Raw genomic sequence first — 14,061 nt, 5'->3', positions numbered from 1 at the left:
TCGACGAGTGGTGACCGTCGACACCCGTACAGCAGCGGTGCTGCGCAGCAGGTTCGTCAACGCACGCGAGGCAGCCGGCATCGAAAAGTCAGCGTTTCAATTCAGGGATTTGCGCGCCAAGGCAGGTACGGACAAGGCCGAATCCAGCGGCGACATTGTTCAAGCGAGGGATCAACTTGGGCATACCACCGTCGTCATGACGGAGAAGTATGTGCGCGATCGCAAGGGCAAAAAAGTGACCCCAACAAGGTAATTGCGGACCAACTCTTTTTTTGCGGACCAGCCGCGAGAGGTTAAATCAGAGGGCTAAGCCCTGTAACCCTTGACCTAGACATGGTGCCCCGAGCCGGGGTCGAACCGGCACGTCCATAGGACGAGGGATTTTAAGTCCCTTGCGTCTACCAATTTCGCCATCAGGGCATACATCCAAGAGCAGGGAATATATACACCCAAGCCACACTAATCAAGCGCCGAGCGCATTCAGTTGGCACAGAATGTTGCACATCCAGGATAAACAAACCCTTTCCAAATCAAGGAGCTATGAAAGGACCCTGCAACAGGACACCACTCTCTCGCGCCTTTGAGGAGGCTGTATTCGGGAAGATCAAACTTACTGACTCAACAAATTCCACACAAACAAAAAACCCCGCACACGCTAGTCTGCAGGGTTTTTTGTTTATAGTGGAGGCCGAGGTCGGAATCGAACCGGCGTAAGTGGATTTGCAATCCACGGCATAACCATTTTGCTACTCGGCCTCAAACGCTCAATGCCAGCAAAGCCAACATTCAACGCATCGTAAACTGGAGCGGGAAACGAGACTCGAACTCGCGACCCCGACCTTGGCAAGGTCGTGCTCTACCAACTGAGCTATTCCCGCATCGTCTTGATGTGCGCCATTCTATACACTCAAAACTTTTCGTCAACACCTTGATTCTAAAAAAGTTATTTTTTTTCTACCGTGGTTTTCAGATGCGGCCACGCCGCCTTCAGGTATTGCATCATCGACCACAGTGTCAAGCCGGCTGCAATCAGCAGCAATGCATAGCCCAGCACCACCCAGAATGTGAGTGCGGGTGGGTTGCCCAGCAGGATGACCAGGGCCAGCATCTGTGCAGCCGTTTTCCATTTGCCCAGGCTGGAAACAGCCACTTGCGCCCGAGCGCCGATCTCGGCCATCCATTCGCGCAAGGCTGAAATCACGATCTCGCGACCGATGATGACGGCAGCCGGCAGGGTCAGCCACAGGTTGGCGTGAACCTGCACCAACAGCACCAGCGCCACGGCCACCATCAATTTGTCGGCAACCGGATCAAGGAAAGCACCGAAAGGCGTACTTTGCTCAAGGCGACGGGCCAGGTAACCGTCAAGCCAGTCGGTGGCCGCAGCAAACGCGAACACCACGCTGGCCGCCATGTAGCTCCAGTGGTAAGGCATATAGAACAGCAGAATGAAGATCGGAATCAGTAGAACGCGCAGTACGGTAATCAGATTAGGGATATTCATCGGCACAACTGGCTACAAGGTGAGCGGGCATTCTACTCGCTATGCAGGTTGGCATAAATCGACTCTGCGAGCTTTTTACTGATCCCCGGTGCTTTGGCGATTTCTTCGATGCTGGCGCGCGACAATTCCTGCAGGCCACCGAAGTGTTTGAGCAGATCACGACGCCGGGTCGGCCCTACACCAGCCACTCCTTCGAGGGTCGAAGTACGACGGGTCTTGCCCCGGCGGGCGCGGTGACCGGTGATTGCAAAACGGTGGGCTTCGTCGCGAATCTGCTGGATCAGGTGCAGGGCTGGCGAGTCACCCGGCAGGGTGAACTCATGCGCCGCATCGTTCAGGTACAAGGTTTCAAAACCGGCCTTGCGGGTCACCCCCTTGGCAACACCCAGCAGAATCAGATCCGGGACTTCCAGCTCGTCCAGCACTTCACGCGCCATGCTCAACTGCCCCTTGCCACCATCGACCAGCAGGATATCGGGCAACTTGCTTTCACCGCTCTTGATCTTGCTGAACCGTCGGGTCAGGGCTTGATGCATCGCCGCATAATCGTCACCGGCCGTTACGCCCTCAATGTTGTAGCGACGGTAGTCGGACTTGATCGGACCCTCAGGGCCGAACACCACGCAGGAGGCGACAGTTGCCTCGCCACTGGAATGGCTGATGTCGTAGCACTCGAGGCGCTGCGGCGGTAAATCCAGGTTCAACGCCTGGGCCAGGGCTTCGAAGCGCGAGGCCACATGCAGGCGGTTGGCCAGGCGCGCCGACAGTGCCTGCTCGGCGTTGGTCACTGCCAATTGCTGCCAACGCGCACGCGTACCGCGTACCCGATGACTGATGGACAGCTCACGCCCCCGAGCTTCCTGGATTGCATCGATCAGGGTCGGAAAGTCCTCATGGACCACGTTGACGATGATTTCAGCAGGCAGCTCACGGTCTACGCCACCGAGGAAATACTGGGCCAGGAACGCCGACATGACTTCACCGACCTCCTCCTCTATACCCACCTGTGGAAAGAAATTCTTGCTGCCCAGCACCCGCCCGCCCCTGACACTGATCAGGTGTACGCATGCACCGCCCGGGTTGACGAAGGCGGCCACCACGTCCACGTCGCCCGTGCCGCCCTCCATGCTCTGTTGATCCTGGACACGCCGCAGCAAGGACACCTGATCGCGCAACTCTGCCGCTCGCTCGAAGTCCAGTGCCATGGCGGCCTGCTCCATCGCGGTGTTGAGTTCATCGGTCAAGGCATTGCTGCGCCCTTCCAGGAACATGACCGAATGACGCACATCCTCAGCATAGACTTCAGGCTCCACCAGCCCGACGCAAGGCGCCTTGCAGCGCTTGATCTGATACTGCAGGCAAGGCCGGGTGCGGTTTCGGTAATAGCTGTCTTCACATTGACGCACCTGAAAGGTCTTTTGCAGCAGACCCAGGCTCTCGCGGATCGCACCGGCACTCGGGTACGGGCCGAAATAACGCCCCTTGCCCTTTTTCGCGCCTCGATGAATGCTCAGCCGTGCAAAAGCACCGTCTGACAAATAGACATAGGGGTAGGATTTATCATCGCGCAACAAGATATTGTAGGGCGGACGGTGCTCCTTGATGAGCGTCTGCTCCAGCAGCAGGGCTTCGGTTTCATTGGCTGTAATCGTGGTTTCGATCTGCGCAATACGCGCGACCAGGGCCCCGGTCTTTGGCGCCTGGCCGGTTTTGCGGAAATAGCTGGACAGGCGATTCTTGAGGTTCTTGGCCTTGCCAACGTAAAGCAATTGCGCCTGGGCGTCGAACATCCGGTACACACCGGGACGGCCGCTGCAGGTCGAAAGGAAAGCACTGTGATCAAACAATTGGGTCATATTCGGATTCGGGTTCAAGCGCTGGCATCGACCATGCCGTGACGCACTGCAAGCAACGCCAGTTCCACATCACTGCTGATCGAAAGCTTTTCGAAAATGCGATAGCGGTAGGTATTGACCGTTTTCGGCGACAGGCACAGCTTGTCTGAAATGGTCTGGACTTTCTGGCAGCCGACAATCATCAGGGCAATCTGGATCTCTCGTTCGGACAACAGATCGAACGGCGAGTTGCTCTGTTCAGGCTGGAATGACTTTAGCGCCAGCTGCTGTGCAATCTGCGGGCTCAGGTAACGCTGGCCGGCAAACACCTGGCGAATGGCCTGGACCATTTCCGTAAGCCCTGCCCCCTTGGTCATGTAGCCGGCAGCGCCCGCCTGCAGCAAGCGGGTCGGGAATGGATCTTCTTCACAGGCAGTAACTGCCACCACTTTCATTTCCGGATGGCTGCGCAGCAATTTGCGCGTTGCTTCAAGGCCGCCGATGCCAGGCATCTTGACGTCCATGAGCACCACATCCGGCTTCAGATCACGCGCTTTCTTGAGCGACTCCTCACCCGAGTCCGCCTGGCCGACAACCTGCAGGCCATCGATGTCGGCGAGCATGCGGGTTATGCCTGTACGCACGAGATCATGGTCATCGACAACTAGCACCTTAATCAAGGATATACCTCGCGAAACAGTCATAGCAGTGCCGGCCACACTGGCAAGAACAATGAGTCGGACCTGGATTCTGGCATCCAAAGACGGGGGCAGGACGGCGCGGCAAGACAGCCACCTGCGGCACGGCATGACAGGATCGCATGGCCTGCCACGTGCCCGACTCACCCTCGACAGGTGGATAGCGTTGACAACAAGCTATCACTCATGTGGCCTGATACCAGAGAAAAATATGCAATGACATGCAAAATGCGCCCAATGGGCAGATTAGCCGTTAGCTCTCTTCCGGAGCATCCGGTCGTGGTTTGTCGAGTAACGGTTGGTCAGGCACAGGCCTGGCAATGACTTGAGAAGTGCTCAATTCAGCCATGGTCGTGGTCAGGCGCCGGATTGCATCCTGATCTTCCTTGTGCAGGGTTCTGTAGCTGCCCAATACCTTTTCCTCGGCAAGGCTAAGATTGTCGAGGGGTATGGGTGTCGGCCTTCCCGTGAGCACATAGAGAACATCAACCCCCTTGGCGGCCACCGCTGCCAGGTAATCAGCCTTGGGTGCGCGATCACCGCTTTCGTATTTCCCTTGAGCATTGGCTTCGACACCACCGATTTCACCAAAAGCTCGCTGGGACAATCCGAGGCGTTCGCGCTCTTTCCTTAGCCGGTATCCTATTCCACTCATTTGAATGCACAACCCTATTGACCACACTCTTACGAGTGGTAAAATCTTGACAAAATTAAACTTACTTGAACGGTTTTGAACTATGCCCGCAATCCGTACCCCTGCACAAGCCAAGGCCTGGCTTGACCAACAGGGAAAATCTGTTCAGCAATTCGCGCGGGAAAACAGTGTTGATCCCGCTACAACTTATCAGGTGTTGGCAGGCCGCAAGAAGGGTCGACGCGGAGAAGCGCACAAGGTCGCGGTTTTGCTGGGGATAAAGGAAGGCACCATCCCTGCACAGGAAAACACACCAGAGCCGGACGACGAATGACAGATCCTTCTCTAATGTAGGCATATGAAAGGATCCTCTATTTTCAATGCCATTTCCTCTTGTATAAACCGAATGCTCTGACAAACCGTGTCGGTCATTAACTGCGATTTACACGTAGACGCTACTTTCTCGCCACCAAAGACAAAGACTATCGATAAACTCACAGCAATTGAATTCTTCAATTGCTGTGTGCCGGCGCCTAAAGTAAGCTCGCTTGCATCTACGGAGACTTATTTGATGCTGCGCCCTGTTATCACCTTAGCTCAACACTTTGCCGACAACCCGGTTCTGGTTGTTGCCGGTGGCGTGGTCGCGGCACCTGTCTGCGCAGCAGTCAATCTTTATTATGGGTATTGGTTTAGCCACTGGCGCGCCTGATACCCCACATCGGCGCCCTACTTACGGGACGCCAACCAGAGAACTCTCAACCCCCGGTCGGCCTCCCTACCGGGGGTTTTGTTTTTCCGGCGATCGATAACCCTGGCCACTTTTTTTCGAGGACACCCCACATGACTCACTTCTCTTATTACCGCAACGACTCTGGCTTTACCTGGCGATTTAGTCACCTCCGTTCGGGACAACCTGCCGCCTCCGTCCGGTCACTGCCTGGTGGCAATACCCTTGATCAACCCCATACGACCCCTTGTCGAACACCCTTATAGGCGCGCCTGCGGGATAACCCGCCGCCCAGGAAGCCAGTTTATGAATTCGTCCGCAGCCATCAAGAATCCTGAAACATCGTCCATCAGCAGCCCCCGTCTGGACAGCACCCCCTTCTCCTTGCGCTTGCCCAGTACACTGGAGCTCAAGCACCGCCTGCCACTGAATGAGCCTCTGCTCGCACAAGTCGCCGCCCATCGACGCGCCGTGCGCGCCATTCTCGATGGCAGTGACTCGCGCCTGTTGGTCATTGTCGGCCCCTGCTCGCTGCATGACCCCGAATCAGCGCTTGAATACGCAGAACGCCTTGCCCGCCTGGCCGCTCAGGTCAGCGATCAATTGTTGTTGGTCATGCGTGCCTATGTGGAAAAGCCGCGCACGACCATCGGCTGGAAAGGCCTGGCCTACGACCCGCATCTCAATGGCAGCGATGACATGGCCGCAGGCCTTGCCCTGTCACGTCGATTGATGCGTGACATGCTGGAGATGGGCTTGCCGGTGGCCACTGAGCTGCTGCAGCCGATGGCGGCGGGTTATTTCGACGACATGCTCAGTTGGGTGGCCATCGGTGCACGCACCACCGAATCACAGGTCCACCGGGAAATGGCCAGCGGCCTGGGCATGCCGGTCGGTTTCAAGAATGGTACGGACGGCGGGGTCGCCGTGGCCTGCGATGCGATTCGCTCGGCCGCCCACCCGCACCGTCATTTTGGCGTCGATCGCCAGGGTCATCCGGCAATCATCGAGACGCACGGCAACCCGGACAGCCACATCGTATTGCGTGGCGGCCATCAAGGCCCCAACTACGCTGCCGAGCACATTGCCAGGGTGCGCAGCGCCCTCGACAAGCAGGGCATTACCCCACGGATCATGGTCGATTGCAGCCACGCCAACAGCGGCAAGGACCCTTTGCGTCAGCCCGGTGTGTTGCGTGACGTGCTGGAGCAACGCGTGCAAGGCAATCGCTCATTGATCGGCATGATGCTTGAAAGCCATCTGTTCGACGGCAACCAGCCACTGGGGACGAACCTCAGATACGGGGTCTCGGTGACCGATGGCTGCCTGGGCTGGGACTCGACCGAACAGCTATTGCTCGAAGCGGTGAACCGCCTGCGCTACCGCTGAAGCCGCAGGAACTTTAGGAAGAAATGCAGGCCACAATCGGGTAGCCTGTATTTTTTCCAAGAGGAGTACCGTTCCAATGGCTAAAGCCACTGCCCGTCACATCCTGGTTGCCAGCGAAGACAAGTGCAACGAACTCAAGGCCCAGATCGAAGGCGGCGCCGATTTTGCCGAAATCGCCAAGGCCAATTCGACCTGTCCGTCCAGCCGTCAGGGCGGCGACCTGGGTTCTTTCGGTCCAGGCCAGATGGTCAAGGAATTCGACACCGTGGTGTTCAGCGCCCCGGTCAATACCGTTCAAGGTCCGGTCAAGACCCAGTTCGGTTACCACCTGCTGGAAGTGACCAGCCGCCAGGACTGATCCTGTCGCGCAGATTGCACACAGCCCACCTTACGGTGGGCTGTTTCGTTTTAGCCTATAGGAATATGCGCTGTTTACGCTTGGCGACCCGTGGCTTTCCCTGTAGAAGGGCATGATCGTTCACCGCACCTGGTCGGCTCATGGGTTTCGTTCGTTCATCGTTTCTGGCTGCGGCACTGGCCTTGCTCGCCGCCCTGCAACCGTTATCTGCTGCTCCCGAGCATGCCTTGACCGTCTACGGTGAGGCGCCCCGCTATGCTGCCGACTTCAAGCACTTCGACTACGTCAATCCGGATGCGCCCAAAGGCGGGAGCATGCGCAGGTCCGCCCAGGAGATCGGCCAGTTCGATCATCTGATCCCCTACGTCGACAAGGGCATGGGCGTCGCGCAGATCGATAAATTGCTGTACTCCCCGCTGGCGGTGCGTTCGCTGGATGAACCTTATACGGTGTATGGCCTGGTTGCCCGGCGCATGGAACGCAGCAGCGATGGTTTATCGTTGCGCTTTTATCTGGACCCCCAGGCCCGCTTCGCCGATGGCACGCCGATTACCGCCAGTGACGTCAAGTACACCTTCGACCTGCTGATGAGCCAAGGCAAACTGGAATACCGTACCCAGTTCGAGGCCGTGAAAAACGTCGAGGTGGAATCCGCCAGCCAGGTTCGCTTCGATTTCAGCAATGCCGACAATCGTACCCTGCCCCTGGAACTGGCCTCGCTGCCGGTGTTGCCCGAGCACTGGTGGAAAAGCCGTGATTTTGCCGGCGGTGCAGGCTTTGAAGTTCCGCTTGGCAGCGGCCCCTACAGGATTGCCAAGGTCGATGCCGGGCGCAGCATCACCTTCGAACGCGACCCCGACTGGTGGGGGCGCGACAAGCCAGTCAGCCGCGGTCTGTACAACTTCGACAGCTTTCGCATCGAGTATTTCGGCGACACCGACGTGGCCCGCCAAGTACTGCTGGGCGGTGGCTATGATTACAACCGCGAGTATTCGGCCACCGGCTACACCATCCGCTATGACGGCCAGGCCCTGACCGATGGCCTGTTGCAGAAAGCGCACCTGGCCAAAGGTGCCGTACAGAACTCCCAGGGTTTTATCTTCAACCTCGACCGGCCGGTATTCAAGGATCGTCGGGTGCGCCAGGCGCTAGCATTGCTCTGGGACTTCGAATGGACCAACCGGCAGATGATGCGCAATATGTACATTCGCCAGAGCAGTTACTTTTCCAACTCGGCCCTGGCGGCCACCGCTCTGCCTTCGCCACACGAGCTGGAGATCCTTGAGCCGCTGCGTGGCAAGGTCCCGGACGAGGTCTTTACCCAGGTCTTCCAGACACCAACCACCCAAGGCACCGGCTTTATCCGCGACAAACAGCTGCAAGCCCTGGCCTTGCTCAAAGAGGCCGGCTGGACGCCTGAGGGCGATCAACTGGTCAATGCCCAGGGCGAGCCCTTGAGCTTCACTTTTCTCAACGCCCAATCGGGCTTTGAACGCCTGTTGCTGCCGTTCAAGCGCAATCTGGCGCAGATCGGCATTCGCTTTGACATCCGCCGTATCGATCCGGCGCAGTACCTGAACCGGGTCATGGCCCGCGACTACGACATGATCGTCACCGGCTACACGGTGACGACATCGCCAGGCCTGGAGCTGTACAACAATTTCGGCTCAAAAGTGGCCCGTGATCCTGGCTCGAACAATGTCATGGTGCTACAGGACCCGGCCGTCGATGCGCTGATCGAAGGCCTGGTCAAGGCCGGCAGCCAGGCCGACATGGTCGACCACGCACGCTGCCTGGACCGGGTCCTGCAGTGGGGTTACTACTGGATCCCCAATTACTATCCGCCAGGCGCGTCAACCGTATGGTGGAACCGCTTCGGTATGCCCGCCATTGCTGCACGCAACAGCGAAGCCATCGAGACCTGGTGGGAGATCAGCCCCACGGCCCTGACCCGCGAGGCATTTATTGCACGTCGTGGCGCTTCGGCCCTTCCCTGGGAGATGCAGTAGATGCTCGGCTATATCATCAGGCGCCTGTTGCTGATCATCCCGACCCTGCTATGTATCCTGCTGGTCAATTTCTTCATCGTCCAGGCAGCGCCCGGCGGACCGGTCGAGCAGGCCATTGCCCGCTTGCAGGGCATCGGTGGGGCCAGTGTCGGCAGTGCGCCGGCCGAAAGCGCCAGCGCCGGCCAGTCGCGCATATCACGCGGCCTGGACCCCAAGCTGATCAAGGAAATCGAGCGCCAGTACGGCTTTGACAAGCCGTTGCATGAACGACTGTGGCTGATGCTCAGCCACTATGCACGGCTGGACTTTGGCAACAGTTTCTTTCGCGGCGCCTCGGTGACCGACCTGATCCTGCAGAAGTTGCCGGTGTCACTGTCACTGGGTTTATGGGCCACCCTGCTGACCTACCTGGTGTCGATCCCGCTGGGCATTCGCAAGGCGGTCAGGCACGGCAGCAGCTTTGATGTCTGGAGCAGCACGGTCATCATCATCGGCTACGCGATGCCGCCTTTTCTGGTGGCCATGCTGCTGGTGGTGGTGCTCTGCGGTGGCACATCCCTGCACTGGTTTCCGGTGCGCGGCCTGGTGTCGGAAGACTTTGCGCAGCTGTCGTTGCTCGGCAAGATCGCCGACTATTTCTGGCATCTGGTGCTGCCGGTCACTTCGCTGGTGATCGGCGGCTTTGCCGCCCTGACGCTGCTGACCAAGAATGCGTTCCTGAATGAAGTCACCCGCCAGTACGTCACCACCGCCAGGGCCAAAGGCATGAGCGAGCGGCGCGTGCTGTACGGCCATGTGTTTCGCAACGCCATGCTGCTGGTGGTTGCCGGCATTCCCCAGGCGTTGATCACGGTGTTCTTTGCAGGCTCCTTATTGATTGAAGTGATTTTTTCCCTCGACGGTCTGGGACGCTTGAGCTACGAAGCGGCCGTATCACGCGACTATCCGGTGGTGTTCGGCACCCTGTTCATCTTTACCCTGTTCGGCCTGCTGATCAAACTGGCCGGCGATGTCTGCTACACCCTGGTCGATCCGCGCATCGACTTCAGCGCGAGGAGTGCCTGATGGAGCGCCTGTCACCCGTGGCCCGGCGGCGCCTGGAGCGTTTTCGCAATCACCGTCGTGGCTGGTGGTCGCTGTGGCTGTTCTGTGCGCTGTTCATGCTGACGCTGGGCGGCGAGCTGATCGCCAACGACAAGCCCTTGGTGCTGAGCTACAAGCACTCGTTGTATTTCCCGGTATTCAAGCGCTACACCGAACAACAGTTCGGCGGCGAACTGCCGTTCCAGCCCGACTATCGCAGCGACTATGTACGCGGGCTGATCGACCAGGGCGACGGCTGGATGCTGTTCCCGCCGATCCCGTTCGGCGCTGACACGCCCAACTACGACCTCACGACCCCCGCGCCCAGTCCGCCCTCGGCCGAAAACTGGCTGGGCACCGATGACCAGGCCCGCGATGTGCTGTCGCGGGTGATCTTCGGGGCGCGGGTGTCGATCCTGTTTGCCCTGGCCCTGACCCTGATCAGCGCGTTGATCGGCATCGCTGCGGGGGCGCTGCAAGGCTACTACGGTGGCTGGGTCGACCTGTTCGGCCAGCGTTTGCAGGAAGTCTGGTCAGGGCTGCCGGTGCTGTACCTGCTGATCATTCTGTCGGGCTTTGTCGAGCCCGACTTCTGGTGGCTGCTGGGCATCATGGCGCTGTTTTCGTGGCTGGCCCTGGTGGATGTGGTGCGCGCCGAGTTCCTGCGCGGACGCAAGCTTGAGTACGTCAAGGCCGCTCGTGCCCTGGGGCTGAGCGACAGCAAGATGATCCTGCGGCATATCCTGCCCAACGCCATGAGCGCCACCTTGAGCTACCTGCCCTTCGTGCTGACGGGCGCCATCACCACCCTCACCGCCCTGGACTTTCTCGGCTTCGGCATGCCGGCCGGCAGTGCGTCGCTGGGCGAGCTGATTGCGCAAGGCAAGACCAACCTGCAAGCGCCCTGGCTGGGCCTGACGGCCTTCTGCGCCCTGGCGCTGATTCTCACCTTGCTGGTGTTTATCGGCGAAGCGTTGCGCGATGCCTTTGATCCACGCGCCTGACCCGAGAACCTGATATGCCAGACAACCTGATCGAAATTCGCAACCTGAACATCGCCTTCCAGGGCCAGCAGGTGGTCAATGACCTGAGCCTGGATGTGCGCGCCGGCGAGTGCCTGGCACTGGTGGGCGAGTCCGGCTCGGGCAAGTCGGTCACGGCGCACTCGATCCTGCAATTGCTGCCGCAGACCGGCATGACCTGCACCGGTAGCATCACCTGGCGCGGCCAGCCATTGCTGGGCGCCGACGCCAAGACCCTGCGCCAGCTGCGTGGCAACCGCATCGCGATGATCTTTCAGGAGCCGATGACCTCGCTCAACCCCCTGCACACCGTGTCCCGGCAGATCGGCGAAACCCTGCTGCTGCACCGCGGCATCAGTGGACGCCAGGCCGAGCAGCGGATTCTGGAGCTGCTCGACCTGGTGGGCATTCAGCAGCCGCACAAGCGCCTCAAGGCGTATCCGCATGAGCTGTCTGGCGGTCAGCGCCAGCGGGTGATGATCGCCATGGCACTGGCCTGCGAGCCGGAACTGCTGATCGCCGACGAGCCCACCACAGCGCTGGATGTCACCGTGCAGCGCAAGATCCTGCGCCTGCTCAAGGACCTGCAGCAACGCCTGAACATGTCATTGCTGCTGATCAGCCACGACCTGAACCTGGTCCACAGCGTGGCGCAACGGGTGTGTGTGATGCGCGCCGGCCAGATTGTCGAGCACAGCGATTGCCAGAGTCTGTTCAGGAACCCGCAGCACCCCTACAGTCGCCTGCTGCTCGATGCCGAGCCGGCCGGGCTGCCCGTACCTCGCGCCCCCCGGGAAAAACTCCTGCAGGTCGACAACCTGCGGGTCTGGTTCTCCCTAACCGGCGGCCTGCTGCGTCGTCACAGCGAATACCTCAAGGCGGTAGACGACATCAGCCTGAGCATCGAGCGCGGCAAGACGCTGGGCATCGTCGGTGAATCAGGTTCGGGCAAGTCGACCCTTGGCCAGGCCATCCTGCGCCTGCTGGACTCCACCGGCACGATCCGCTTTCGCGACCAGCCGCTGGACGGCCTGAGCGCGCGACAGATGCGCCCGTGGCGCAAGGAAATGCAGGTGGTGTTTCAGGATCCTTATGGCAGTCTCAGCCCGCGCATGTCGGTGGCGCAGATCATCGCCGAGGGCCTGGAAGTGCACAGCCAGCTGGACGCTCGCCAATGTGACGAGCAGGTGATCCAGGCCCTGGAAGAAGTAGGCCTGGACCCACAGAGCCGGCACCGTTACCCGCACGAGTTTTCCGGTGGCCAGCGCCAGCGCATCGCCATTGCCCGGGCGCTGGTGCTCAAGCCCGCGTTCATCCTGCTCGACGAACCGACCTCGGCACTGGATCGTACTGTCCAGAAGCAGGTGGTCAGCCTGTTGCGCACACTGCAGGAAAAGCACGACCTGACCTACCTGTTCATCAGCCACGACCTCGCTGTCGTGCGCGCCCTGGCCCACGACGTGATCGTGGTCAAGGACGGCAAGGTGGTCGAACGCGGCAGCAGCGAGGCGGTGTTCGACGCGCCGCAACACCCTTACACCCGCGAACTGCTGGCGGCGGCGCACCCCGGGCAGGTCTGAAAGCGACACGCGCCCTGTTCAGGACTGAGTGGTCGGCTCTTTGTCGCTGTCGTCTTCAACCAGTCCCCATTGGGCCATGTTCGGGCTATTGACGCCGACCGGCGCGGCAGGCGCCTCGCTGGGGCCGGCCACCACCTTGCCTTCGCCGTGCAGCTTCAGGCGCAGGCGCACATTGTTTTTCGAGTCGGCATGCTTGATGGCCTCCTCCTCACTGATGGCGCCCTCGATGACCAGATTGAACAACGCGCTGTCGAACGTCTGCATCCCCAGGTTGGCGGATTTTTCCATGATGTCCTTGATGCCGGTCAGCTCGTTGCGCTGGATCAGGTCACGAATGGTCGGCGAGCCCATCATCACCTCGACCGCCGCGCGGCGCTTGCCATCGGGGGTGCGGACCAGGCGCTGCGAGACAAACGCCTTGAGGTTGTTGCCCAGGTCGTGCAGCAACTGGGCACGGCGTTCTTCAGGGAAGAAATTGATGATGCGATCCAGCGCCTGGTTGGCGTTATTGGCATGCAGGGTTGAAATCGCCAAGTGCCCGGTGTCGGCAAAGGCCAGCGCGTGCTCCATGGTTTCGCGGTCGCGAATCTCACCGATGAGGATCACATCCGGCGCCTGACGCAGGGTGTTCTTCAACGCCGCATGAAAACTGCGGGTGTCGACCCCGACTTCACGTTGGTTGATGATCGATTTCTTGTGCCGGTGGATGAACTCCACCGGGTCTTCGATAGTGATGATATGGCCACTGGCATTGCGGTTACGGTAATCGATCAACGCTGCCAGCGATGTGGACTTGCCGGAGCCGGTGGCCCCCACGAACAGCACCAGGCCATGCTTTTCCATGACCACATCCAGCAGCACGGGTGGCAGGTGCAGGTCTTCGAAGCGCGGGATGTCCAGTTTGATGTTGCGCGCCACGATCGAGACTTCGTTGCGCTGCTTGAAGATATTGATCCGGAAGCGCCCGATCCCGGCCAGTGACACGGCCAGGTTCATCTCCAGCTCATGCTCGAACACACGGCGCTGTTCTTCATCCATGATCGACTCGGCCACCCTGGCCACGTCACCGGGCTTGAGTGTCTCGGTGCCCAGCGGCTTGAGTACGCCATTGAACTTGGCACAGGGCGGTGCGCCAGTGGAAAGGTACAGGTCCGAGCCATCCTGGGTGGCCAGGGTCTTGAGTAACGCCGGAAAATCCATATTCGACACCGCACACTTG

The 14,061-nt window shown here is 59.6% G+C and carries 13 protein-coding genes, 3 tRNA genes and 1 pseudogene; 9 read left to right on the top strand and 8 right to left on the bottom strand.

Annotation, left to right across the window (positions count from 1 at the left end):
• Positions 1-34: 34 nt before the first annotated feature.
• Positions 35-253, top strand: a pseudogene (locus ASF84_RS15310) (tyrosine-type recombinase/integrase); the annotation flags it as partial.
• An 81-nt stretch (positions 254-334) separates the two neighbouring features.
• Here ASF84_RS15310 and ASF84_RS15305 read toward each other — a convergent pair.
• The 7 genes from ASF84_RS15305 to ASF84_RS28545 all read right to left on the bottom strand — a co-directional run bounded on the left by ASF84_RS15305 (position 335) and on the right by ASF84_RS28545 (position 4,692).
• A tRNA-Leu gene (locus ASF84_RS15305) sits at positions 335-420 on the bottom strand.
• Between the two features lie 262 nt (positions 421-682).
• Positions 683-756: transfer RNA gene (locus tag ASF84_RS15300), tRNA-Cys, on the bottom strand.
• Between the two features lie 46 nt (positions 757-802).
• A tRNA-Gly gene (locus ASF84_RS15295) sits at positions 803-878 on the bottom strand.
• Between the two features lie 65 nt (positions 879-943).
• On the bottom strand, positions 944-1,504 hold the full coding sequence (gene pgsA, locus ASF84_RS15290) for a CDP-diacylglycerol--glycerol-3-phosphate 3-phosphatidyltransferase (protein ID WP_056839679.1): 561 nt from the start codon (positions 1,502-1,504) through the stop codon (positions 944-946).
• A gap of 32 nt (positions 1,505-1,536) precedes the next feature.
• Positions 1,537-3,360, bottom strand: coding sequence for an excinuclease ABC subunit UvrC (gene uvrC, locus ASF84_RS15285; protein ID WP_056839678.1), 1,824 nt, complete (start codon positions 3,358-3,360; stop codon positions 1,537-1,539).
• Positions 3,361-3,374: 14 nt separating this feature from the next.
• Positions 3,375-4,019 (bottom strand): response regulator transcription factor GacA, encoded by a 645-nt coding sequence (gene gacA / locus ASF84_RS15280; protein ID WP_082481621.1) that lies wholly within the window; start codon positions 4,017-4,019, stop codon positions 3,375-3,377.
• Positions 4,020-4,290: 271 nt separating this feature from the next.
• Entirely contained in the window at positions 4,291-4,692 is a 402-nt protein-coding gene (locus ASF84_RS28545) for a helix-turn-helix domain-containing protein (RefSeq protein ID WP_082481669.1), read from the bottom strand.
• An 82-nt stretch (positions 4,693-4,774) separates the two neighbouring features.
• Here ASF84_RS28545 and ASF84_RS15270 point away from each other — a divergent pair, with 82 nt between their 5' ends.
• From ASF84_RS15270 to ASF84_RS15240, 8 genes are all read left to right on the top strand, one after another.
• Positions 4,775-5,005 (top strand): DNA-binding protein, encoded by a 231-nt coding sequence (locus ASF84_RS15270; protein WP_056839675.1) that lies wholly within the window; start codon positions 4,775-4,777, stop codon positions 5,003-5,005.
• Between the two features lie 237 nt (positions 5,006-5,242).
• Entirely contained in the window at positions 5,243-5,383 is a 141-nt protein-coding gene (locus ASF84_RS29145) for a hypothetical protein (protein ID WP_153811676.1), read from the top strand.
• 324 nt (positions 5,384-5,707) lie between these two features.
• On the top strand, positions 5,708-6,790 hold the full coding sequence (locus ASF84_RS15265) for a 3-deoxy-7-phosphoheptulonate synthase (protein ID WP_056839674.1): 1,083 nt from the start codon (positions 5,708-5,710) through the stop codon (positions 6,788-6,790).
• 76 nt (positions 6,791-6,866) lie between these two features.
• Complete coding sequence (locus ASF84_RS15260) at positions 6,867-7,148, top strand: peptidylprolyl isomerase (protein WP_056839673.1); 282 nt, start codon at positions 6,867-6,869, stop codon at positions 7,146-7,148.
• A 140-nt stretch (positions 7,149-7,288) separates the two neighbouring features.
• On the top strand, positions 7,289-9,157 hold the full coding sequence (locus ASF84_RS15255) for an extracellular solute-binding protein (protein WP_056839672.1): 1,869 nt from the start codon (positions 7,289-7,291) through the stop codon (positions 9,155-9,157).
• Complete coding sequence (locus tag ASF84_RS15250; protein ID WP_056839671.1) at positions 9,158-10,222, top strand: microcin C ABC transporter permease YejB; 1,065 nt, start codon at positions 9,158-9,160, stop codon at positions 10,220-10,222.
• The gene (locus ASF84_RS15245) at positions 10,222-11,244 is read left to right on the top strand and encodes an ABC transporter permease (RefSeq protein WP_056839670.1); all 1,023 of its coding nucleotides are present in this window, start codon (positions 10,222-10,224) and stop codon (positions 11,242-11,244) included. The genes ASF84_RS15250 and ASF84_RS15245 overlap by 1 nt, the downstream gene beginning before the upstream one ends.
• Before the next feature lie 14 nt (positions 11,245-11,258).
• On the top strand, positions 11,259-12,842 hold the full coding sequence (locus ASF84_RS15240) for an ABC transporter ATP-binding protein (protein ID WP_056839669.1): 1,584 nt from the start codon (positions 11,259-11,261) through the stop codon (positions 12,840-12,842).
• 18 nt (positions 12,843-12,860) lie between these two features.
• Here ASF84_RS15240 and ASF84_RS15235 read toward each other — a convergent pair whose 3' ends face one another.
• Positions 12,861-14,042 carry a PilT/PilU family type 4a pilus ATPase gene (locus tag ASF84_RS15235; RefSeq protein WP_056839668.1) on the bottom strand — a complete coding sequence of 394 codons (1,182 nt, stop codon included), beginning with the start codon at positions 14,040-14,042 and terminating at the stop codon, positions 12,861-12,863.
• Between the last annotated feature and the right edge of the window lie 19 nt (positions 14,043-14,061).

The sequence above is a fragment of the Pseudomonas sp. Leaf127 genome (assembly GCF_001423155.1).
GTDB classification, from domain to species: Bacteria; Pseudomonadota; Gammaproteobacteria; order Pseudomonadales; family Pseudomonadaceae; genus Aquipseudomonas; species Aquipseudomonas ovata.
The sequence above is the reverse complement of the archived record's forward strand: the minus strand, read 5'-3'. Positions and strand labels throughout refer to the sequence as shown.

Bases quoted from the DNA above. Each gene is read 5' to 3' on its own strand.
- ASF84_RS15265 (WP_056839674.1), top strand. From the start codon at position 5,708: ATGAATTCGTCCGCAGCCATCAAGAATCCTGAAACATCGTCCATCAGC.
- ASF84_RS15260 (WP_056839673.1), top strand. From the start codon at position 6,867: ATGGCTAAAGCCACTGCCCGTCACATCCTGGTTGCCAGCGAAGACAAG.
- ASF84_RS15250 (WP_056839671.1), top strand. From the start codon at position 9,158: ATGCTCGGCTATATCATCAGGCGCCTGTTGCTGATCATCCCGACCCTG.
- ASF84_RS28545 (WP_082481669.1), bottom strand. From the start codon at position 4,692: ATGAGTGGAATAGGATACCGGCTAAGGAAAGAGCGCGAACGCCTCGGA.
- ASF84_RS15235 (WP_056839668.1), bottom strand. From the start codon at position 14,042: ATGGATTTTCCGGCGTTACTCAAGACCCTGGCCACCCAGGATGGCTCG.
- uvrC (WP_056839678.1), bottom strand. From the start codon at position 3,360: ATGACCCAATTGTTTGATCACAGTGCTTTCCTTTCGACCTGCAGCGGC.
- ASF84_RS15255 (WP_056839672.1), top strand. From the start codon at position 7,289: ATGGGTTTCGTTCGTTCATCGTTTCTGGCTGCGGCACTGGCCTTGCTC.
- ASF84_RS15245 (WP_056839670.1), top strand. From the start codon at position 10,222: ATGGAGCGCCTGTCACCCGTGGCCCGGCGGCGCCTGGAGCGTTTTCGC.
- ASF84_RS15240 (WP_056839669.1), top strand. From the start codon at position 11,259: ATGCCAGACAACCTGATCGAAATTCGCAACCTGAACATCGCCTTCCAG.
- ASF84_RS29145 (WP_153811676.1), top strand. From the start codon at position 5,243: ATGCTGCGCCCTGTTATCACCTTAGCTCAACACTTTGCCGACAACCCG.
- ASF84_RS15270 (WP_056839675.1), top strand. From the start codon at position 4,775: ATGCCCGCAATCCGTACCCCTGCACAAGCCAAGGCCTGGCTTGACCAA.
- pgsA (WP_056839679.1), bottom strand. From the start codon at position 1,504: ATGAATATCCCTAATCTGATTACCGTACTGCGCGTTCTACTGATTCCG.